Source organism: Rhizobium arsenicireducens, assembly GCF_964021225.1.
Genome location: NZ_CAXHYK020000003.1, coordinates 16928 through 37267 on the forward strand (window position 1 = coordinate 16928; position 20340 = coordinate 37267).

Genomic DNA, 20340 nt, shown 5'->3' on the forward strand with positions numbered 1-20340 from the left:
TTGAGCCATGGCTTCCTATACCTTCTTTTGTATCGACGGGCATACGTGCGGAAACCCCGTCCGGCTTGTTTCCGGGGGTGGTCCGCGTTTGGAAGGGGCGAACATGCTCGAGAAGCGTGCGCATTTTCTTCGCGAGTATGACTGGATCCGCACCGGTCTAATGTACGAGCCGCGCGGCCATGACATGATGTCGGGTTCGATTCTGTATGCGCCCAGTCGGCCGGACTGCGATGTGGCTGTCCTGTTTATTGAGACCTCTGGCTGTCTGCCTATGTGCGGCCACGGGACTATCGGTACGATCACAATGGGTATCGAGAACGGGCTGATCACGCCGCGCGAGCCCGGTAAGCTTTCGATCGAAACGCCAGCTGGAAAGGTGGACATCGCGTACCGCCAGGAAGGGCGCTTCGTGGAGGAAGTGCGGCTCACCAATGTCCCAGGCTTCCTCCATTCCGAGGGGCTGGCGGTGGAGGTTGAAGGACTGGGCGAAATCGTCGTCGACGTTGCCTATGGGGGCAATTTCTACGCTATCGTTGAGCCACAGAAGAATTTCCAGGACATGGCCGATCATTCAGCAGGAGACTTGGTCGGCTGGAGCCCGAAATTGCGAGCCGCTCTCAACGACAAGTACGAGTTCGTGCATCCGGAGCATACGGAGATACGCGGACTGAGCCACATCCAGTGGACCGGCAAGCCGACGAACCCGGAGGCTCACGCACGCAACGCCGTCTTTTACGGCGAGAAGGCGATTGACCGCTCTCCCTGTGGAACGGGCACTTCGGCGCGAATGGCGCAGCTGGCGGCAAAGGGCAAGCTCAAGGTCGGCGACGAATTCATCCACGAATCGATCATCGGCTCGCTCTTCCGTGGTCGTGTCGAGGCGGCGACGACCGTGGCAGGTTGCGATGCGATTATCCCGTCGATTGCCGGTTGGGCGCGAATGACCGGCATCAACACAATCTTCATCGATGAACGCGACCCCTTCGCCCATGGTTTTATCGTCCAATGAATAACGTACATCATTGCCTGACTATCCTCGCTGGAGAAGCAGAAGGACCGATACTCTCAACGACCGAAGCGCTGAGCTTTTGGGGAGGTGTCTCTCCCGCCGATGGGAAAGTCATTGACGTTCATCACCCCTTGCACGGGGCGAGCTTGGCGGGTTCCATCCTCCTGATGCCATCGAGCCGTGGATCGTGCACCGGTTCCGGTGTCTTGCTTGACTTGATACTCAATGATCTCGCCCCCGCTGCTCTGGTATTCAGTGGCCCGGAGGATGTTTTGACACTCGGCGCCCTGGTCGCGGCCATGATGTTCGAAAAGCCGATCCCGGTCGTTCGAGTTTCTGCCGACGTTTTCCGGGAGCTTTCCAATTACCGCCGTGCTCACATCACCAGCAGCTCGATCGAAGCCGGTGAGATGACGATGCCACTAGCACCCCCTCCAAGCGGCGCGATTGATCTGACGGCTGCGGACCGAGCCATCCTCGCGGGTGACAAGGGTGCTGGCGCCCATCAGGCCATGCAGATCATCTGCGCCATGGCGGCGCAGCAAGGCGCAACAAGACTGATCGACGTGACGCAAGCTCATGTCGATGGTTGCATTTATGCGAGCCCTGCCAATCTGGTCTTCGCGGAGAAGATGGCCTATCTTGGCGCGCAGGTCTGTGTTCCAACCACAATGAACGCGATTTCGGTGGACTATGCGAACTGGCAGACGCAAGAGATACCACAAACTTTCGGAGCACCAGCCGCGAAGCTTGCGGAAGCCTATGTACGCATGGGCTGTCAGCCTACCTACACATGTTCGCCCTATTTGCTTCGAAGTGCGCCGGCTCTAGGCGAAGCGGTAGCCTGGGCTGAATCCAACGCCGTCATTTTTGCCAATTCGGTTCTAGGGGCGCGGACGCCGAAACATCCGGACTTTCTTGATCTATGCATCGCATTGACGGGTCGTGCACCGCTTGCCGGCGTGTATCTCGACGAGCAGCGAAAGCCGGAGCTTGTTATCAACGTCACGGTCCCTGCTGAAATCGATGACGCCTACTGGCCTCTGGTGGGCTATGTTGCCGGACAGCTGTGTCCCGACAGCATTCCGTTGTTGCGTGGCCTTGCATCAGCGAATCCATCGAAGGATGACCTAAAAGCTCTCTGCGCGGCCTTCGGTACGACATCAGCAGCGCCCATGTTACACATTGAGGGCGTGACACCTGAGGCCAACGTGCAGGTACTTCAGGAACTGCCTCAACAGACGATGAGCCTAACTCAGATGGCCGCGGCATGGCATCAGCTCGCTGAAGGGCCTGAAGAGGTCGAGCTCGTGGCAATTGGTAGCCCACATGCATCTATCGGCGAGTGTCAGGCCTTCTCCTCCGCGCTTGACGGCCGAGTTCGGCACCCAGATGTCTCCGTTATCATCACAGCGGGCCATCACGTGATAGCTGAGGCCCAGGAAAACGGTACCCTGGCTAAACTTCAAAGTGCCGGCGTCACCATACTACCGGATCTTTGCTGGTGCTCGATTAGCGAACCAGTTTTCCCGCCACGCGCGCGTACTGTCATTACGAATTCGGGCAAGTATGCGCACTACGGTCCTGGTCTAAGCGGTCGCCGCGTTCGCTTCGGCAGCATTGCCGATTGTGTCGCAGCCGCCGTCAGTGGTCGTGTGCCGCACCGCATTCCGGCTTGGTTGGTGTGAAAGAGGCATTGGCCGGGCAAAGCTGACTGGCGTGTGCACAACATGCCACTCCGCCAGCCGATGTCGAACGACATACTGTTGTGCGGTGATTGTCGAGGATCCTGGATCCGGGAGCAGTCAGTCTAATCGACTAGTCGAGGCGGCTAGGGGGCGAGCGGCCGAGAGAGAGAGCCGAATGCAAATACTTCTGATTCATTAGCGGCCGCAATCTCGCTGTTTTCCAGGGCTTGTACTGCGGTTACTGTTCGAGTCCCAGTTTCAGCGCCCGCATCAGCGATCCTGGCAGTTCGTGTGGGACGCAAATTATGTAAATCATCAGCAGCTCTGGCAGGTCACGTGTAGACAGCAAGTATCGAATCTGGACACTCAGCCGGATGACGGGGAGAGTAGTGGCAAAAAGCACTAATTCTCTCATAATACATGCTTTTTGTGCGGTGATTTGGCACGACCTATCCCTTTATTCAGGAACCCGAGTATGAGCGCCCCTGCCTACAAATCATTCGATCAGTCCCTTGGCGAGTTTACTAACACCGCATCCGCCATCCCATCGATCTCGCATCAGGAACTTGCTGCACGAATTACCAAGCTTCAGGGACTGATGCGGGAGGTGGATGTCAAAGCTGTCTATCTCGATACGTCGACCAGCCTCGCCTATTTCACTGGCTTGTCGCTCGGCGCGAGTGAGCGAATGCATGGCGGCATCATTCCGTCTGAAGGAGAACCTATCTATGTCACTCCAGCCTTCGAGGAGCCAAAAACCCGGTCGCTCATCGTGATCCCAGGGAAGATCGCGACATGGGAAGAGCACGAGGATCCGGCCGTTCTGGTGGCGAACCTAGTTTGTGGCCTGAGCGTCGACGGGGAAAGTTTAGCGTTCGACCCCGCGACACCGTTTGCTTTTTTTGACCCGATCACTGCCAATATCGGCGGCCGCCTCAAGGTTGTTGGCGCTCAACGTCTGATTGCCCAATGCCGGCAGATCAAATCGGCGACCGAGATTGCCATTGTCCAGGCCGCGATGACTGCAAGTCTCCAGGTGCATAAGGCTGTCTGGGTAGGCCTCTATGAAGGCGTCTCAACGAAGGAAGTAAACAGTTTCATCGCTGCCGCCCACGCCAAGCTCGGCATGCGTCACATGTTCGCTGCAGCACAGTTTGGCGAGGCGACCGCCTATCCCCATGGTGTGCCTTACGACCAGATACTTAGACGGGGCGACATGGTTCTTATCGATCTTGGGGCTCAGATTCACGGTTACTGCTCCGATATCACCCGGACCTACGTTTTCGGGTCGGCGACGGAACGCCAGCGGGAAGTCTGGAACCTGGAGCGGAAGGCCCAACAAGCAGCCTTCAACGCCGCACAAATTGGTATAGCCTGCGAGGAGGTCGATTTTGCGGCGCGCAAGGTCCTGACAGCCGCCGGATATGGTCCTGACTACGTCGTTCCTGGCCTGCCTCACCGCACGGGCCATGGTTTGGGAATGGATTTGCACGAAGCACCCTACATTGTTCGCGGTAACAAAACCCTTTTAGAGCCAGGGATGGTCTTCTCGGTCGAGCCGATGCTCGCGATCTATGGAGAATGTGGCGTGCGCCTTGAAGATATCATTTACATGACCGCCGACGGTCCCGTTTTTTTCACTCCTCCTCCAGTCTCGCTTGAGCAGCCATTTAACTGACTATCGTACTGATCGTTGGACGATAGAAAGTTGGTTCGGTTTGTATGAACAACTTCGGGCGTTTCGCCCGGAATACTGGCGTTCTGCTCTGGGTGGAGTAAGTCGGAGCTTTATGATCACCCTGATAATAGATGTGCTGACATCATCATGGCCTCGCAGTATCGGCTCTTGTTGCTTGCCAGTGGTTCGCCAGGAGCTGAACAAGGCCACCTCGGGTCGGGCATGACGCCCATCTGAGGTGTTGAAAAGCTCGCGAAGAGACTGCTTCTGACACCGACCTTGATAGGCAGTACGCCGTCATTCCTTCCGCGCGGATGTCGGCAGTCTTGTCCAAGAGAGAGCAGAACACTTCAGCTGCTCTGCATGACAGAAAGACCGCACCAAAAAACGTGCTGTTTCGCAGGCCGTCCAGGGTCGCAGTTGAGATCGACGTCGAGGGCACTGCGACATAAACAATTGTTCTGCGGGCTCGATATCCCCATTGTCGTAACTCCGCAGCGATGTCGCAGCTGATGTCCTCACCTGAGACGTGCACTATTGAGCCATCTCCAGGTCTCCAAGTGGAGTAGATCAGTTGCAGCAATGATGCGGCATCTCCTGATGCAGTATGCACGGTATGGACTCCATGCGCTGCGAGACGACCCGCCGTTTGCGGTCCAACGGCATAGATGACCTTTCCTCTTGCCGACCCGCCTTGTCCCATAAAGGCATCCACGCCGTTCGCGGAGGTGAATACCAAGGCTGAAGCGGGCTCCACGGTATGGGTCTCGAGTTTCCTCACATGCCAGATCGACAACATCGGTTCGCTGACGCAGGATATTCCCACTGACGCCAGCGCTTCGACCATCTCTTCGGCTTGCAAATCAGAGCGAGTGAGCAGGAGCCGACGTCTCGTCTGGTCATGCGGCATTTTTGAATTCGGGTTCATTGCCTTGCTCCAATGGTGAGTTCCTCGTGGTTCGAGACCTACGTGTTTCCGCGCACTGACCCGGCAGGCGTATCGCAGCCTCGCTAAGTGCGCTCGCTATAGAGACGAGTACGCGGTCTCGGCAGTCCATATCCTCAGCGAAGTTTGGTACCCAGAAGCGGACTACATAGGCCGCACCATCCAGTGATAGAGCGACAAGCCTCACGTCAGGAGGTGGATCGCTTCCGATGGTCCCCGCTGCGAGTGCTCCACGCAGGAGGATGGCTTTTGCCGAGGAGACCTCAACGTCATGCTCGAGCATGATTGTGACTTGAGTCCGATAGTGCCGCCGCGGTGCGCTATAGTTGGTGAGTTGTTGTCTTGCCACTTGGCTGTTGGGCAGGATCATATAGGTAGCATCCCTCGTAAGAAGACGCGTCGACCGCCAGCCGATTTCAACAATCTGGCCCTTTGTCGTTCCACCGAAATCGACCCAGTCCCCGATCCTGAATGGCGCTTCCAGACCGAAGGCTATTCCGGTCAGGATGTCAGCGACAACGTTCCTCATCGCAAAACCAATAATGGCGATGATCAGCCCCGAGCCTGCTAGAATGCCATTTGCAAAATCGCCAAACAGAACGGAAGCCGACCCAATCGCAGCTGCTAGGAAAGCCAGCGATCCCGTCAATTCTCTCAGGAGTTTGGGCCGCCGGTTCTTTGTGAGCCGCCGGTCGAAGAAGATAGACAGAAGACGGCTGAAGAGAATTGCGCCGGCGAAAAGGATTACGCAGATCGATGCCTTCTCAGTCCATTCTGGCTGGACCGATTGGTGCGATGAAACGTGAACACCTTGAATGGCCAAAGCCGGGATAATAACTATGATTGGCCAAACAACGCGGCTTGCCCGCCTTACCCGGTCAGTTGATGTCGTCATTTGTCTCCCCTTGCATTGAGTGCGCAGGCACATGGAGGCTCCCCGTCCGTCTGTGAACAGAGCCAGGTATCATTCGCTGCGAGCTTGTTTGGCGGCGGTAACCGGTACGTCGGCCTTCACGTCAACACCGGGCAGTGGCTGCAATGCCGGTCGCCCCTACGTCACATGATTGGTTGTCCGGAAAGATCGAGCAAGGCAGTGCCAATTCGTGTCTTCACACTGACCATCGACGGAGCAATGCTGGCCCCTCGAGGGGCGCGGAGTGTCGCTGCTCGATTATGACCGCTCTTTGTCTCAACAAAGATTCAGGCAATCTCCCCGCAGAGTCTGCTGGGAGTCGATTGCCTTCCACTAGGTCTGCGCCCTCAAGGTCGATCAGCCGCAGTTTGGAAACGTCGGGGTCCCGCGCAGATGCAGAGCCCGCAATAGAGGTCAAGCAAGCGCCGACGAACCGCCCAACGATTATCGTTGGCTTTCCGCGTAGGGTGATGTTCATTTCAATTGCCCCGTATCGCAGCTGAGGAGGCTGCGTTAGATAAAGACTGCTGTGATGGCTGAGTGCCGCGCAACCCCGGAGGATCGAAGCCCGGGTTTAGACGCGCGACAGCAGTCTACGGCCCGGGCTAGTGTCCTTCGACGGGACACTCTCGGCAGAGATGGGGAACATGGAGATCACTAATCTTCATCGTGGCCTCCTGATCATGGCATGCTTGAGGGGGAAGTCAACAAGGGCTTTACCGACAGGTCAGGTGCATGAAGACACGCTGATGGACGCTCGCAGTGCACTTGACTTCCTGGCACCTAGCATAAATGCTGTTGGCATGTTCGACTATAGCGACACACGCGCGATGCGCGCATTCCGGGTCTGCCCTATCGCAGGATCTTAGCTGGATCCGGCCATCGTCGCCGGCCGGATCCTGCAAGGCTCGGTCAACACGTTTCGTCTGACCATCTGCGACAGTCCTCTTTCAAAATGATCAAACAATGCACCTCCGTTGAATGACGGAGCCAATGCGCAGGTGACAATTCCTATGTTTTCACTCAACCGAACCATGCCCGTGATCGGGGTCACTGACTATCATGCGCTGAGCCGCTTAGCCTTCGTAGCCTTAGCCAATAATTTTGATGTCGGCCCCGAACTGAATGAGAGACTAGAAAATTGCTGGGTGGTGGCAGACGAGCAGGTTTCGCCTGTCACCGTTCGCCTTGGATCGGCTGTCTCGTATGAAGTTAATGGAGACCGACGCCATATTACTCTCGTTCTGCCGGACAAAGTGGATGCCGGCCATCTCTCGGTGCTGACGCCTGTTGGGGTCGCACTTATCGGGCTTAGGCCTGGAGAGCGAGGAGAGTGGCACTCTCGTGCTGGACGGAAGTGTCAACTGACGGTGACGAGTGTAGGCCACATCGATAGTGGTCGGTTGGCTTCTAAAACAATCAGCAGCCGCATCAAACTGAGAAGGCTCTAGCAGTGGCGTGGTTCGTGGCTGGGTGGGATGCGACGGGTCTTGTTCCGTCAAGATCCTGCTTTCAATCAACACGGTACTGAATTTTTGGCGAAAAGCACATCAGACTCTGGCCTCCCGAAACGAGGCTGTGCACCTTCGCCATCCTTACGATGAGACCTTTCTCGGAGCAATTATGGCAATTGACAAACGCTTAGCTGCCACACGTGCGCGGGCGGAATTCGTACAGGGCTTGGTTTGGATGGCGCTGAGCATGGCGTCATTCATAAGCATGGCAGTGGGATCGCGGGAAGCTCGCTTCAACCTTATCAATCCGCCAAGTCTTGTTTTTCCGTGCCTTGGTTGGTTTAGGCGTCATAATAATGGTGGGCCGATCGCTCCTACCGGAAATTCGGCAGAGGAAAATGGTTCGACGACACCTCGCCCGAAACGTCGTTCATTTCGCTGCCCAGTACTTTTGGACCGTCGGAGTAGTCCTTCTTCCGCTGGCTTCGGTGTTCGCCCTCGAGTTTACCATGCCCATCTGGGTCGTGTTCTTCGCTTGGCTACTGCTTGGGGAGCAGCTGACCTTGCCGAACTCCTTGCGACACTCGGCGGTTTCCTCGGTGTCCTGGTGGTGGTGCGGCCAGGATACGGTGTCATTGATCCCGCTGCGGGCCTGGTGCTGCTAGCGGCAGGTGGCTATGGGCTATCGTTGATCCTCGTCAAACAACTCACCAAGGAATGCTCACCTGGGGTGATCGTGATCTGGATGATACTCATTCAGCTGCCGCTGGGACTTTTGGCTGCCATGACTGATTGGCGGGACGTTAGCTTGACCGATATCCCATGGATGCTCGTTGCAGGTGTTGGAGCTTTAAGCGCGCATTACTGTCAAGCACAGGCGCTGAAGAGACTCGACGCTTCAGTCATCATGCCCATCGACTTTCTGCGAGTCCCTATGGCCGCGCTCGTCGGATTCTATGCCTATGGCGAAGGCATAGATGTCTGGGTCGTCGTTGGAGGAGGGATAATCCTCCTATCGAATTTCCAGGCGATGCGATCTGAGCGAATGAGGTCTCATGCCAGCATAGAACAATGACCTGTCGTCAAAGATTACTGACTTGTGAGCAAACAAAATCCCCCGCCGAGCCTTCAAAAATACTGGAGTAATTTATGGTACACGTTGACGAGAAACTCGAACCTATCCTCAATGAGGTCTTGCGGCGAAACGCGGGGGAGTTCGAGTTCCACCAAGCTGTGCGGGAGGTTCTGGAGAGCCTTGGTAGGGTCATTGCAAAGCATCCACGCTATGCTGAAAACGCGCTTATCGAGCGTATCTGTGAGCCGGAGCGACAAATCATCTTTCGAGTGCCTTGGGTCGATGACAACGGGCAGGTGCAAATCAACCGTGGCTTCCGTGTCCAGTTCAACTCGGCTCTGGGGCCCTACAAGGGCGGGATCCGTTTTCATCCATCGGTGAACGTCGGCATCATCAAGTTTCTTGGTTTCGAACAGACGTTCAAGAACGCCCTGACTGGAATGCCAATAGGGGGCGGCAAGGGTGGCTCTGACTTCAATCCCCGAGGACGGTCTGATGGCGAAATCATGCGCTTTTGTCAGTCCTTCATGACTGAACTTTACAGGCATATCGGGGAGTACACTGACGTTCCTGCTGGCGATATCGGCGTCGGTGGTCGCGAGATCGGCTACATGTTTGGACAATATAAGAGGCTTACCAATCGCTTTGAAGCGGGTGTTCTCACCGGCAAAGCCCTCTTTTATGGCGGTTCTCGAGCTCGCAGGGAAGCAACCGGTTATGGCGCGACCTACTTTGTCAGCCGAATGCTAAGCAGGAAAGGGATGGATTTTTCCGGGAAGCAAGTGGTGGTCTCTGGTTCGGGAAATGTTGCCATTTACACGATGGAGAAAGTTATCGAGTTTGGCGGAAAAATTGTCGCTTGCTCAGATTCAAATGGATACATTGTTGACAACAGTGGCATAGATCTCGCCCTGGTCAAAGAGATCAAAGAAGTGCGAAGGGAGCGCATTTCCGAATACATCAAGCTCAAAGGTGCCGGCGCTCGCTTTATCGACACCGGATCCATTTGGGATGTGCCGTGTGAAATAGCAATGCCGTCAGCGACCCAAAACGAGCTGACCGGCAAAGACGCCCGAGCCCTGGTCAAGAACGGTGTGATTGCGGTGGGAGAGGGGGCAAACATGCCATGCACTCCCGAAGCGGTGAAGCTGTTTCAGGAGGCTGGGGTGATGTTTGCACCGGGAAAAGCAGCAAACGCTGGAGGGGTCGCCACATCTGCTCTTGAAATGCAGCAAAACGCTTCGCGTGACAGTTGGAGCTTTGAACAGACGGAAGCGCGTCTCGCGGTCATTATGAGTGCTATTCATGATGCCTGCGCTGAAACTGCTGAGGAATATGGTGCGCCGGGGGATTACGTGCTGGGTGCCAACATCACCGGATTCGTAAGGGTCGCGGAAGCGATGGACGCCTTGGGAGTTATCTAAGCACGATAGCCGGGAGATCAGGTTCGGCTTGACTTCGTACGGTGGCAGTCTACGATCATCTTCATGATGACTTTTGGAACCAGAGCGAAGCGGGAGCCACTGCGTCTTAAAGCAGGCTCCTGACCCGATCGCACCAGTGCGGTCGGGCTTTTTGCTGTTCCCCGAAATTCCGTTGTACTCTGCTGCCACAGCGAGCATGCGACGGCTGGTAAAGGTCACCATCATGTTCCCCTCGTTGCTCAGCGGGACCGAACCAGGTCTCAAGGCTTGTGTTATCGACGATTTGCCTACGGCTTTAGGCGAAGACGCCGCCACAGTTGGTGCACTGGTAAAAACGGCAAACCCCTCGGTGGGGAGACCAAGCTTGATCGTGCTTGCGGTAATGCATGCTTTGTGGCGCAAAGCGAACGTCGCTCCTGAGATTACAGCCTCTGTCCTCAATGCTTGGCCGGAGATACCCGCCTCATTGGAAGAAATTCTGTGCTTTAGGATGAATGACTCAGCTGAAGAGAGTGACCCGTTTTTACTCCTCCATCCTTCCGCATCGGAATCGATACCCATCCCCGCTCTCGACGAATACATTGATCTTGTGCAGAACCGTTTCTTTATCTGGAGGCGCCCTGCTGTCGATCGGACCCATATAGCCAAAGGAATGATCGAGGGCTCCTCTCCGGACAGCGGTAGGGCGTATATGGAGTCGCTCAACTCGTTGGTAGCTCGACCGTCGTACGATAGCATTCGGCTCGGCTTTACAGATGGACGCCATTTCTTCCGCAGTGAAGGATCTCAGAAGGACTCGCGGCCGAAACTTGCATCGTCGGTTTTCGAGATCGAGCATTGCAGTTCGTCTATTGAGAGCAGCTACGACTGCAAAACATCCGTCAACGTATCGATCGCTGCTCGCGAGGCAAAACGCAGAGCTCTTGGTCTCAACGTGGTTTCCATGAGTGCGGTGCCGCCCGCAGGACACGACATCTTACGTAGGCGAAGCGAGATTCTGGCCGCAGGATCGGAGCCCTGGTCTAGCGCAGGCTAGGCCAGGGGAATCTGCCTCAATCCAGAATCTTTTCGGAGATAATTTAGATGTCTAGAGAATCCTTCTGTCAGCTGACAGCAGGCGACGTCAGCGTATTGATGTCTATGCTGGAAGCATATCGCGAAACACCGGACTTATTTACGGCCTTCCTCCGCGACAAAATAAACCATGCCGAGATCTACTTCAAAGACGATATTCCGTCAGACGTAGTGACGCTTGATAGTCACGTCATGTATACAATTAATGGACGAGACACGTTACTTCATGTCCTCGTGCGGAGCGGGCTGGAACGCCTGCCGGATTTCGCCCTTTCTGTCCACACGATGCGAGGGCTGGCGCTCTTGGGTCTCGCTGAGGGTGAAAAGGTCGAGTATTTTCTCGAGGACGGTAGGCGAGAGATCTTGCAGGTCGTGACCGTGACTTATCAGCCGGAGGCACGTGAAAGTAAGTTTAAAGGATCGTCGCAGGCGCCCTTTCAGTCTGTCGACAATGCACCGCAGGTACTCAGCTTCAAGCCGCGGCTGAGATCGATCGTTTACGAGCCGGACGACGATCCTGGCCCGAGTGCTGCGTGATGGGTGCCTTCGTCGACAGGCAGTGTAAGGAAATAGTTAGTACTGGGCACTCACTTGGGCCCAGTAGTGACGCCGAGGAGCACGGCTCTGCGCTCGCCAGGAGTAAGCCTTTTCGTCAGGTAGGTGCTTTGCCGTGGCGCTCCTCGAAAAGTGGCAGCCTGCGTATTATGTTGATAACATCAAGCAGCGGCCGTCATTGGATCATCCCGAAAGGATGGCCCATGACAGGTAAATCGGAATTTGACTCTGCCGCTCAGGAGGCACTTGAGGAAGCTGGTGTCATCGGGAGGGTGGCAGCCATTCCCATAGGTGAGTTTGAGTTTGCTAAGTCGGCAGATCCGCAGTCGGCCAGACGTGTTCGCGTTTATCCGCTCGAGGTACGCGGGACGCTGGTGCGGTGGCAAGAGTGGGAGAAGCGGAAGCGCCGCTGGTTCTCTGTGAACGAAGCAGTGGAAGCCGTGCATAATGCTCAACTAGCGGCAGTAATCAAAGGTTATGGCATGGCAAACAGGCAATTGATATCTGATAAATAGCCAGATTTTGGATTAAAATGAAAAGGTGCAGCGTATTATGTTCTCGGATCTTGGCAAATAAATCAGGAATTAGTATTTCGGGACGCCAGTGAAGTATTTTTTTATAGTCAGACGAATTTCGTAATTCACCCAACGGAACCGCCTTCAAAGGCGGTTCTCACAGCCGGTGCGTATAAGGCGAGTGCTGTCTGGGCATGAAGCGGCTTCATTCAAGACCGTCATCCAGCGCGCCCTCAATCGACGTGCCGTGTTTCTCGCACATGATCATCGGTGACTTAGCGCTAACGATCCATGCGTCGTTGCATTGGTCTGCCCAGATGTAACGGCATATGGCGATTTACGTCCTTGTAAAGCAGATACCGAAATGGGCCAGGTCCACCAGCGTAGCAAGCCTGCGGGCAAAAGGCCCGTAGCCACATAAAGTCTCCGGCTTCAACTTCGACCCAGTCATTGTTGAGCCGGTAAGCGGCTTTCCCCTCTAATACATATAGCCCATGCTCCATTACATGTGTTTCCAGGAACGGAATAACAGCGCCAGGCTCCAATGAAACAATGGTTACATGCATGTCATGTCGGAGATCGAGGGGGTCGACAAACCGTGTCGTTGACCATTTCCCATCAGTGCCAGGCATGGACACCGGTGTTATGTCATTTTCATTCAAGACTAGGGCTTCTGGTAGATCCAACCCCTCCACGGCATCATAAGCCTTGCGGATCCAGTGAAATCGGAGAGGCTCGGATCCGTCATTGTGCAACGCCCAGTTCTGGCCGGGTGGCAGATATGCGTACCCTCCAGGTGTCAGCTGGTGAACATCGGTACCGATGCTAAGCTTCGCGGTTCCTTCAACAATGAAAAGAACCGACTGTGCCTCAATGTCGATTTCCGGACGCTCAGATCCGCCGCCTGGCTGTACTTCCATGATGTATTGCGAAAATGTCTCCGCGAACCCACTCATCGGCCGGGCGATCACCCAAAGCCGGGTCTGAGACCAGAACGGGAGATAACTCGCGACGATATCGCGCATTGTCCCTTTCGGCAGAAAAGCGTACGCCTCCGTGAATATCGCGCGGTCGGTCAAAAGCTTATCTTGGCCGGGATGGCCGCCGATAGCGTTGAAGTATTGCCTCGTCATCGATAGTATCCTGTTGATGCTGGTCTGGCTTATCAACGCTCGCCCGGTCACGACGTCAACTCTCGAAATGTAGCTGAATGCGTCGAATGATGGCGGGACGATCTAGCAGACGAAAATTCGCCTCTCCATCATAATGCTGATTGTCCAGGATACCTGTGCATCTGCTGCTGAGGAAAATGGCACCTTGCAGACTACGCAAAGGGCGCGAGATTCGCGGATTTCATGTGGGCTGCACTCGCGATGGAACCGTCTATTTGATTCACGGGATCCGGGTGATGCACTTTGCAGTCTCGACCAGTACCAAATTCAAGCACAGGTGCGAGGCAACTTGCCCAGGGGTGCGCGCGTGAAACGCGTGAAAAAGAAGCGCTGAAGCCGCTTCCTGGCGGGGCTCAAAGCCGGATTCCGAGATATGGTGTAAGAAACCCCGAATAAAAAATGCCACGGCAGATGCCGTGGCTAGGAAGCGACTAACGCGCCGCTGGGGATGCCTTCAACTGGGAGGTCTTGGCCCACTTAGTGAGCCTATAAGTATGCGTCACGAATAGCAAGCTCAGCAATCGAACCAGAAAGCTGCGCGCCACCTGCTGCTTGGCTCGACCCTACGGATAGCGACTATTTGCCTGTTTCTGGGGCGAACTGCTGGCATTGCTTGACTTCGGAATCCGTTGCGCCCATCTTAGGGATATGCTGACAAATTGCTACCATATCATCCGCAAACGGATGTGCCTGATCGCAGGCAGGTAACCCCCGGCCCGGTTGCGTCACGACCAGGTCGTGGGGCATAGGTCGCGTCCCGCATAGCGGGAGCAGGCGTCAAAGCATAATTCATCAATAATCTAAATTACGGCTGTGCGGCAAACGCCCGGCTGCGCTTGTTTACAGGAAACAAGACTATGGTCACTGACACGAAGCGTCATCGCAAGCCTGCGATCGTCCTGACAAAAACAGACTATGAGAGGCTTTTGCGGCTCGCAGAAGCTCATGCTTTGCGCAATCCAGAAGTCTCCGAGGAGCTTATGGTCGAGCTCGATCGTGCGCGCGTCGTGCAAAATTACAAGATTGCCTCCAATGTCGTGCGTATGGGATCGACTGTCCGCTTTACCAGTGATCTTGGCGAGGATCGTACGGTGACACTCGTGTTTCCTGGAGAAGCCGATATTGCCGCTGGTAGGATTTCCATCCTCACACCAATTGGCGCTGCGCTCATTGGTCTCTCTGCCGGCCAGTCCATCGACTGGGTCGCACGCGACGGCCGTGTGCATCGTCTTCATGTTGAGCACGTGGAAAACCTTGCAGCAAGCAAGGTGGCATGATGGCTCACGACGCTCCGTCGTCTCTCCCTCAAGGGAGGCTCCCTAATCGCAGGATAGTCACCCCTGCGCGGAATGCGCGCAGGGGATCTCCCATTCTTGTCGATGTATTCGCTCAGAGGTGAGCGACGGAGAACTGCGAAATGTCGAACGACAATATCATCCTGACGACCAAGGATTTCACCATCCTGGAGGTCCTGCGTGACCGCCACCATGACCAAACTGGCCTGCTGATGCCCCTGATCCGGAACAAGATGGAGAAGGCCATCGTCGTATTCCGAGAAGACCTGCCGGGTGACATTGCAAGCATCAACAGCCGGGTACGCTTCCGCGTCGCAGCTGGCGAGAGTGATACGCGTGTTATCTCAACCGGACAGACTCATGGGCCGGTGGGCATGTTCCTGCCCATCACGACGCTTCGTGGTCTGGCGCTTCTTGGACTGCGCGAAGGTCAGGCGATGTCATTAGTCAATATGAACGGCGTCACGGAGAAGATTGTGCTCGAAAAGGTAGAGTATCAGCCAGAAGCGTCGCGGCGTGAACGAGAGGCGCTAGGTCAAGAAGAGCTTACGGCTGAGCGAAAACCGATGCTGCGCGTCATATCTGGCGGACTTGATAGGCATCGCTGCATGAGTTCCTTTGTGGCCGGCGGATTTGATGATCCGGGACCATCAGCAGCCTGACGTCTAGCCGTAAGCTTCTCCCGGATGCGCGCCGAGATCGAGGTGCGCATCCAATGGTGTGTCGGTAACTCGCCCATCCGCAAGATCGCTTACAGCGGTTGTTTCTCGTTGACCGGAAGCATCATCCTGTTGGTTTCCACGCAGAACTGAGCCGGTTAGGCGCATAATTTCCATTGAGAATTGAGCCATGTGAACCTTCCCCCAACGCGGTGAGCGACGGGGGCAACGGAGTGATCCACATGGGACTTTTAAACATCATCCGTCGGATGAAGCTGCGCGAGAAGCAGTCGATCCGCGAGATCAGTCGGCATACCGGTTTGTCGCGCAACACGATTGCGAAGTATTTGAACGCTGGCACGATCGAGCCGACGTTCACGGTACCGGAGCGGCCGAGCAAGCTTGATCCTTTTGCCGATAAGCTGGCGGCCTGGCTGAAGACCGAGGCCGGGAGGTCGCGCAAGCAGCGCCGAACTCTGAAGCAGCTTCACGCCGATCTGGTGGTTCTCGGGTTTACCGGCTCCTACGGTCGGGTCGCCGCCTTTGCCCGTGAGTGGCGAATTGAGCAGCAGACGACTGGCCGCGGCATATTCGTTCCGCTGTCTTTCCGTGCAGGCGAAGCATTCCAATTCGATTGGAGTGAAGATTATGCCGTGATAGGCGGCGAGCGTACCAAGCTTCAGGTCGCGCACATCAAGCTATCGCACAGTCGGGCGTTTCTGGTCAGAGCCTACTTGCTGCAAACGCATGAGATGCTGTTCGACGCCCATTGGCACGGGTTCCGCGTGTTCGGCGGCGTACCTGGTCGCGGCATCTACGACAACATGAAGACCGCCGTTGATCGCGTGGGCCGCGGGAAGGAACGACAGGTCAATATCCGTTTCCTCGCCATGACCAACCACTACGTCTTTGCGCCCGAGTTCTGCAATCCGGCTGCGGGTTGGGAGAAGGGTCAGGTCGAGAAGAACGTCCAGGATGCTCGACCACGGCTGTGGCAACAGATGCCCGACTTTCCGGATCTGGCGGCATTGAATGCCTGGCTGGAACAGCATTGCCAAGACCTGTGGCGCGACACGGCGCACGGCACCTTGCCCGGTTCGATCGCAGATGTCTGGGCTGATGAGAGGGCCGCATTGATGGCGTTGCCTATCGCGTTTGACGGCTTCGTCGAGCAGAGCAAGCGCGTCTCGCCCACCTGCCTGATTACCTTCGAACGGAACCGCTACAGCGTGCCGGCATCGTTTGCCAACAGGCCTGTGAGCCTGCGGATTTATCCCGAACGACTGGTCGTTGCGGCCGAAGGGAATATCCTATGCGAACATCCACGGGTGATCGAGCGGAGCCACGACAAGCCCCCGAGGACGATTTACGACTGGCGGCATTATCTTGCGGTCATCCAACGCAAGCCCGGTGCCCTGCGCAATGGTGCACCCTTTCTGGAATTGCCGCCGGCCTTTCGGAAGCTGCAGGATCAGATGCTTCGTCGCCCCGGCGGTGATCGGGAGATGGCGGACATCCTTGCCCTCGTTCTTCACCATGACGAACAGGTCGTACTCAAGGCTGTGGAGCTCGCCCTGGATGGGGGTGTCGCGACCAAGACGCATGTGCTGAACCTGCTGCATCGTCTGATCGACGGCAAGACGATCGACGGTCCCGACATCGATACACCACAGGCTCTGGCTTTACTGCGTGAACCCAAGGCCAACGTTGAACGTTACGATGGCCTGCGCGTCCGGATAGCAGGAGGCCGCAATGCGTCATGATCCTGCCAGCGCCTCCGTCGTCATCATGCTGCGTAGCCTGAAGATGTATGGCATGGCCCAAGCCGTTACGGACCTGATCGAACAAGGTGCTCCAGCGTTCGATGCGGCCGTGCCGACCTTGTCCCAGTTGCTGAAGGCCGAGATGGCCGAGCGCGAGGTTCGCTCCATCGCCTATCACATGAAGGCCGCCCGGTTCCCTGCCTACAAGGACATCTCCGGATACGACTTCGCCGCTAGCGAGATCAACGAGGCGACGGTGCGCCAACTGCATCGATGCGAGTTCATGGACGGAGCGCAAAACATCGTGCTCGTCGGCGGGCCAGGCACAGGCAAAACCCATGTGGCGACCGCCCTTGGAGTCCAGGCGGTCGAGCATCATCGCCGAAAGGTCCGCTTCTTCTCGACCATAGAATTGGTCAATGCGCTCGAGCAGGAAAAGGCCAAAGGCAAGGCCGGCCAGATCGCCGAGACGTTGGTCCGTCTCGATCTGCTGATCCTGGATGAGCTCGGATACCTTCCGTTCAGCGCGTCGGGGGGAGCGCTGCTCTTCCACCTGCTGAGCAAGCTTTACGAGCGCACCAGCGTGATCATCACCACCAACCTGAGCTTCAGCGAATGGGCAACCGTCTTCGGCGACGCCAAGATGACCACCGCTCTACTCGACCGTCTGACCCACCGTTGCCACATCCTGGAAACAGGAAACGACAGCTTCCGCTTCAAGGCCAGCTCGGCCGCTGCGGCACAGAAGAGAGGAGAGAAGACCAACCCATTGACCAAGGCCTGATCAGAAAACCATACTTAGAGGTGGCTCAATTCTCGGTGGAAAAACCGGCTCAGTTCCGCGTGGAAACCAACATTCCAGCGCTTGTCGTGTTCAGAAGTCCGGGGTGCAGAGGCCAGGAGGCATTTTCGGACTTTTGCGTGGCTCCTGGTCTTCGGGTAGCAGGCGGCAGTTCGCGCATTGCTTAGGCTCACTTCGCACCTCCACGACGGTTCGAAGTGGCAGACGCGCGGGCTCTCAGGCAGACGATGACGCCAAGCTTAGAGGTTGACCGGTTTAGGGTCCATCCGCAATGGTGCGTTGGTCTAATAGAAGCCGATTTCGCGGACGCTGATATCCGCATCATGGTTGCGACCATAAGCGGCTATCGCGATCGATGTCAGGCTGCTTGCGCGCGGAATGTTGCGCAAGATCGGTCCAGACGCTTTGAATTCAGTAAGGGGAAGTCGCACCTCGGTCCAATCGCGCGTCACATCAAATCCTGCCTGATAGAATTGCCAGGGCAAGATCGTGCCTCCCGTACGCAGATGTACGAAATATCGCTGATCGTTGCCACGGACAATCAAGCGTATGCCGACTGTGTTCTCCGGCGGAGTGTCCTGCAATTTCAACCGGATCTGAATGAAGCCGCCACGGTTATCGGTGCTTACGCGGCCTGTCATCTGTGCATGCGCATGCCCGTCGTCGCTGACGAATTGGACCCGTCCCGATGAAACGCCGCCCATCACGGTGTCTGCGAAAAAGCGCCAGCGCGTTTCGGGTTGCTGCTTGAAATCGTCGATCAACATGTCGCTCGCCAGCGCCGGTGTGTAAGCCGACAGTATCAGGGTGATCACTGTCGCAAGTCCAATTTTGAAACGCATCTGGTTGTCCTATATCCTCTCGGGGGATGACGCGAAGTCAAATCTCATGGCTCAGGCTTACGCGCGACGATGTAGGGGTTTTGCGAATACTTGCCGAAGATCCGCTCGTCTGTGATCTCAAAACCAGCATCTATGATCGAGTGCCGAAGCTCGGGGATGCTGTGTTGCCTGACCGCCGGAAATAGGCCTACGAACTGCAGCGCGCGAAACAGAAGACGGAACTTGAACTTCAGATCGGCGAAACACCAGGTTTTAGAAATGAGCAGGCCGCCGGGTCTCAGATTGGTGAAAATCTGCGCCAAGGTGGCTGGTTGGTTTTCCACCAGATGCAGAACGTTGAAGGCGCAGATGACGTCGAATGGTCCTCCGTCATAGGCATTCTCAGCGTCTGCCATCTTGAAGGTCAGGTTGGCTCCCGCAGGTTTGTCCTGAGCGATCTTGATCATCTCAGCCGAGAAATCTGTCGCTGTCCAGTGTGACACATGGGGCGCAAGCCGGATTGCCGTGCTGCCGGTACCACAGCCGAGCTCAAGGACGTGATCTCCGGGTTTGAGACGTGACGCGACATCACCGATCATGGTGTCATAGGCTGCCACGTCTTTCAGCGGGCGCGCTGCATAGCGCCCGGCGATTCGGTTCCAGAATTTCTGCTGCTTAGACAAAGACATTTCCAAACCTTTCATCAGAGCGGCAGGATCGCAGCACTGCTCTTGTACAGCACATAGAATGCGACGACGAAGATCAGCACGGCAAAGATTCGGTTGAGGATGTTACGCCGTGCTGACAGACGGGTCGCCAGCAGCATGCCGCCGACACCGCCGATCACGCCGCCACCGATAAACTCGGCCGCGACCGCCCAGTCGATCAGGCCCGAGGCCGCATAGTTGATCGCAGTGGCGAGGCCGAAGGTGCCAACGGCGAGAAGCGACGACCCGACCGCGTTGATCATCGGCATGCCGGTCGCGAGCATCAGGCCGGGCACGATCAGGAACCCTCCGCCAATTCCGAAGAAGCCGGATGCTGCTCCTGCCGCTATGGCAACAGCCGCCGTTTTCCAGCATGTCAGGCCATCTGTCTTGACGACGTCTGACGCTATGGTCCTCCGGGGCCGGAGCATCAGGGCTGCAACGACCAGCATCAGAAGGCCAAACAGGAAAAGCAGCTTGTGCCCGTCGAATGCCTTCCCGAGTGTTGAGCCGGCGAGTGCGCCTACCGTCCCGGTGGCGGCAAAAACAAAGGCGCAACGCCACCAGACATGCCCTTTGCGAGCATGACCGATGAGGTTGACATAGGCATTGATCGAAACGGCCAGAGCGCCGGTGCCGATTGCGATATGTGGCTGTGAGATGCCGACTACATAAAGCAACAGAGGTGTCGCCAGAATGGAGCCTCCGCCGCCGATCAGTCCAAGCGTGAAACCTACCAGCCCGCCCGAACCGACAGCCGTCAGAGCCTGGGTGACGAGGTCGTTCATTC

The 20340-nt window shown here is 56.3% G+C and carries 19 protein-coding genes; 13 read left to right on the top strand and 6 right to left on the bottom strand.

Features of this window, described 5'->3' with window-relative positions; translation table 11 throughout:
* Positions 1-7 precede the first annotated feature (7 nt).
* The 3 genes from ACWPVA_RS21255 (at position 8) to ACWPVA_RS21265 (ending at position 4375) form a co-directional block, all read left to right on the top strand.
* A complete protein-coding gene (locus ACWPVA_RS21255; RefSeq protein WP_454289689.1) occupies positions 8-1009 on the top strand; it encodes a 4-hydroxyproline epimerase in 1002 nt (333 codons plus the stop codon).
* Positions 1006-2697, top strand: coding sequence for a cis-3-hydroxy-L-proline dehydratase (gene lhpI / locus ACWPVA_RS21260; RefSeq protein WP_454289690.1), 1692 nt, complete (start codon positions 1006-1008; stop codon positions 2695-2697). The genes ACWPVA_RS21255 and lhpI overlap by 4 nt, the downstream gene beginning before the upstream one ends.
* Positions 2698-3172: 475 nt before the next feature.
* Entirely contained in the window at positions 3173-4375 is a 1203-nt protein-coding gene (locus ACWPVA_RS21265) for a M24 family metallopeptidase (RefSeq protein WP_454289691.1), read from the top strand.
* Between the two features lie 145 nt (positions 4376-4520).
* Here ACWPVA_RS21265 and ACWPVA_RS21270 read toward each other — a convergent pair whose 3' ends face one another.
* Together ACWPVA_RS21270 and ACWPVA_RS21275 are read right to left on the bottom strand one after the other, a co-directional pair.
* The gene (locus ACWPVA_RS21270) at positions 4521-5303 is read right to left on the bottom strand and encodes a uroporphyrinogen-III synthase (protein WP_454289692.1); all 783 of its coding nucleotides are present in this window, start codon (positions 5301-5303) and stop codon (positions 4521-4523) included.
* A complete protein-coding gene (locus ACWPVA_RS21275; protein ID WP_454289693.1) occupies positions 5275-6216 on the bottom strand; it encodes a mechanosensitive ion channel family protein in 942 nt (313 codons plus the stop codon). Before ACWPVA_RS21275 ends, ACWPVA_RS21270 begins: the two co-directional genes overlap by 29 nt.
* A gap of 1031 nt (positions 6217-7247) precedes the next feature.
* On the opposite strand from ACWPVA_RS21275, the gene ACWPVA_RS21280 reads away from it, so the two are divergent.
* From ACWPVA_RS21280 to ACWPVA_RS21305, 6 genes are all read left to right on the top strand, one after another.
* Positions 7248-7685 (top strand): GreA/GreB family elongation factor, encoded by a 438-nt coding sequence (locus tag ACWPVA_RS21280; protein ID WP_454289694.1) that lies wholly within the window; start codon positions 7248-7250, stop codon positions 7683-7685.
* A 172-nt stretch (positions 7686-7857) separates the two neighbouring features.
* Entirely contained in the window at positions 7858-8763 is a 906-nt protein-coding gene (locus ACWPVA_RS21285) for a DMT family transporter (RefSeq protein ID WP_454289695.1), read from the top strand.
* Between the two features lie 74 nt (positions 8764-8837).
* Complete coding sequence (gene gdhA, locus ACWPVA_RS21290; protein ID WP_454289696.1) at positions 8838-10187, top strand: NADP-specific glutamate dehydrogenase; 1350 nt, start codon at positions 8838-8840, stop codon at positions 10185-10187.
* Positions 10188-10410: 223 nt separating this feature from the next.
* A complete protein-coding gene (locus ACWPVA_RS21295; protein WP_454289697.1) occupies positions 10411-11223 on the top strand; it encodes a hypothetical protein in 813 nt (270 codons plus the stop codon).
* A 47-nt stretch (positions 11224-11270) separates the two neighbouring features.
* The gene (locus ACWPVA_RS21300) at positions 11271-11798 is read left to right on the top strand and encodes a transcription elongation factor GreAB (protein ID WP_454289698.1); all 528 of its coding nucleotides are present in this window, start codon (positions 11271-11273) and stop codon (positions 11796-11798) included.
* The gene (locus tag ACWPVA_RS21305; protein ID WP_454289699.1) at positions 11798-12331 is read left to right on the top strand and encodes an NUDIX hydrolase; all 534 of its coding nucleotides are present in this window, start codon (positions 11798-11800) and stop codon (positions 12329-12331) included. Before ACWPVA_RS21300 ends, ACWPVA_RS21305 begins: the two co-directional genes overlap by 1 nt.
* Before the next feature lie 281 nt (positions 12332-12612).
* On the opposite strand, the gene ACWPVA_RS21310 is transcribed toward ACWPVA_RS21305, so the two are convergent.
* Positions 12613-13464 carry a bifunctional allantoicase/(S)-ureidoglycine aminohydrolase gene (locus tag ACWPVA_RS21310; protein WP_454289700.1) on the bottom strand — a complete coding sequence of 284 codons (852 nt, stop codon included), beginning with the start codon at positions 13462-13464 and terminating at the stop codon, positions 12613-12615.
* Between the two features lie 896 nt (positions 13465-14360).
* On the opposite strand from ACWPVA_RS21310, the gene rnk reads away from it, so the two are divergent.
* From rnk to istB, 4 genes are all read left to right on the top strand, one after another.
* A complete protein-coding gene (gene rnk / locus ACWPVA_RS21315) occupies positions 14361-14780 on the top strand; it encodes a nucleoside diphosphate kinase regulator (RefSeq protein ID WP_113460735.1) in 420 nt (139 codons plus the stop codon).
* A 140-nt stretch (positions 14781-14920) separates the two neighbouring features.
* Entirely contained in the window at positions 14921-15460 is a 540-nt protein-coding gene (locus ACWPVA_RS21320) for a nucleoside-diphosphate kinase (protein ID WP_454289701.1), read from the top strand.
* Positions 15461-15699: 239 nt separating this feature from the next.
* Positions 15700-17220 carry an IS21 family transposase gene (gene istA, locus ACWPVA_RS21325; RefSeq protein WP_454289702.1) on the top strand — a complete coding sequence of 507 codons (1521 nt, stop codon included), beginning with the start codon at positions 15700-15702 and terminating at the stop codon, positions 17218-17220.
* Positions 17210-18004 (top strand): IS21-like element helper ATPase IstB, encoded by a 795-nt coding sequence (gene istB, locus ACWPVA_RS21330; RefSeq protein ID WP_454289703.1) that lies wholly within the window; start codon positions 17210-17212, stop codon positions 18002-18004. Before istA ends, istB begins: the two co-directional genes overlap by 11 nt.
* 302 nt (positions 18005-18306) lie before the next feature.
* Here istB and ACWPVA_RS21335 read toward each other — a convergent pair whose 3' ends face one another.
* The 3 genes from ACWPVA_RS21335 to ACWPVA_RS21345 are packed head-to-tail and all read right to left on the bottom strand — an operon-like array spanning position 18307 to position 20338.
* A complete protein-coding gene (locus ACWPVA_RS21335; RefSeq protein WP_454289704.1) occupies positions 18307-18864 on the bottom strand; it encodes a CIA30 family protein in 558 nt (185 codons plus the stop codon).
* 44 nt (positions 18865-18908) lie between these two features.
* On the bottom strand, positions 18909-19547 hold the full coding sequence (locus ACWPVA_RS21340; protein ID WP_454289705.1) for a class I SAM-dependent methyltransferase: 639 nt from the start codon (positions 19545-19547) through the stop codon (positions 18909-18911).
* Positions 19547-20338 (bottom strand): sulfite exporter TauE/SafE family protein, encoded by a 792-nt coding sequence (locus tag ACWPVA_RS21345; RefSeq protein ID WP_454289739.1) that lies wholly within the window; start codon positions 20336-20338, stop codon positions 19547-19549. The genes ACWPVA_RS21340 and ACWPVA_RS21345 overlap by 1 nt, the downstream gene beginning before the upstream one ends.
* Positions 20339-20340 lie beyond the last annotated feature (2 nt).

Coding starts and splice junctions, on each gene's coding strand:
- ACWPVA_RS21255 (WP_454289689.1), top strand. CDS start 8: ATGGCTTCCTATACCTTCTTTTGTATCGACGGGCATACGTGCGGAAAC.
- lhpI (WP_454289690.1), top strand. CDS start 1,006: ATGAATAACGTACATCATTGCCTGACTATCCTCGCTGGAGAAGCAGAA.
- ACWPVA_RS21265 (WP_454289691.1), top strand. CDS start 3,173: ATGAGCGCCCCTGCCTACAAATCATTCGATCAGTCCCTTGGCGAGTTT.
- ACWPVA_RS21270 (WP_454289692.1), bottom strand. CDS start 5,303: ATGAACCCGAATTCAAAAATGCCGCATGACCAGACGAGACGTCGGCTC.
- ACWPVA_RS21275 (WP_454289693.1), bottom strand. CDS start 6,216: ATGACGACATCAACTGACCGGGTAAGGCGGGCAAGCCGCGTTGTTTGG.
- ACWPVA_RS21280 (WP_454289694.1), top strand. CDS start 7,248: ATGTTTTCACTCAACCGAACCATGCCCGTGATCGGGGTCACTGACTAT.
- ACWPVA_RS21285 (WP_454289695.1), top strand. CDS start 7,858: ATGGCAATTGACAAACGCTTAGCTGCCACACGTGCGCGGGCGGAATTC.
- gdhA (WP_454289696.1), top strand. CDS start 8,838: ATGGTACACGTTGACGAGAAACTCGAACCTATCCTCAATGAGGTCTTG.
- ACWPVA_RS21295 (WP_454289697.1), top strand. CDS start 10,411: ATGTTCCCCTCGTTGCTCAGCGGGACCGAACCAGGTCTCAAGGCTTGT.
- ACWPVA_RS21300 (WP_454289698.1), top strand. CDS start 11,271: ATGTCTAGAGAATCCTTCTGTCAGCTGACAGCAGGCGACGTCAGCGTA.
- ACWPVA_RS21305 (WP_454289699.1), top strand. CDS start 11,798: ATGGGTGCCTTCGTCGACAGGCAGTGTAAGGAAATAGTTAGTACTGGG.
- ACWPVA_RS21310 (WP_454289700.1), bottom strand. CDS start 13,464: ATGACGAGGCAATACTTCAACGCTATCGGCGGCCATCCCGGCCAAGAT.
- rnk (WP_113460735.1), top strand. CDS start 14,361: ATGGTCACTGACACGAAGCGTCATCGCAAGCCTGCGATCGTCCTGACA.
- ACWPVA_RS21320 (WP_454289701.1), top strand. CDS start 14,921: ATGTCGAACGACAATATCATCCTGACGACCAAGGATTTCACCATCCTG.
- istA (WP_454289702.1), top strand. CDS start 15,700: ATGGGACTTTTAAACATCATCCGTCGGATGAAGCTGCGCGAGAAGCAG.
- istB (WP_454289703.1), top strand. CDS start 17,210: ATGCGTCATGATCCTGCCAGCGCCTCCGTCGTCATCATGCTGCGTAGC.
- ACWPVA_RS21335 (WP_454289704.1), bottom strand. CDS start 18,864: ATGCGTTTCAAAATTGGACTTGCGACAGTGATCACCCTGATACTGTCG.
- ACWPVA_RS21340 (WP_454289705.1), bottom strand. CDS start 19,547: ATGAAAGGTTTGGAAATGTCTTTGTCTAAGCAGCAGAAATTCTGGAAC.
- ACWPVA_RS21345 (WP_454289739.1), bottom strand. CDS start 20,338: ATGAACGACCTCGTCACCCAGGCTCTGACGGCTGTCGGTTCGGGCGGG.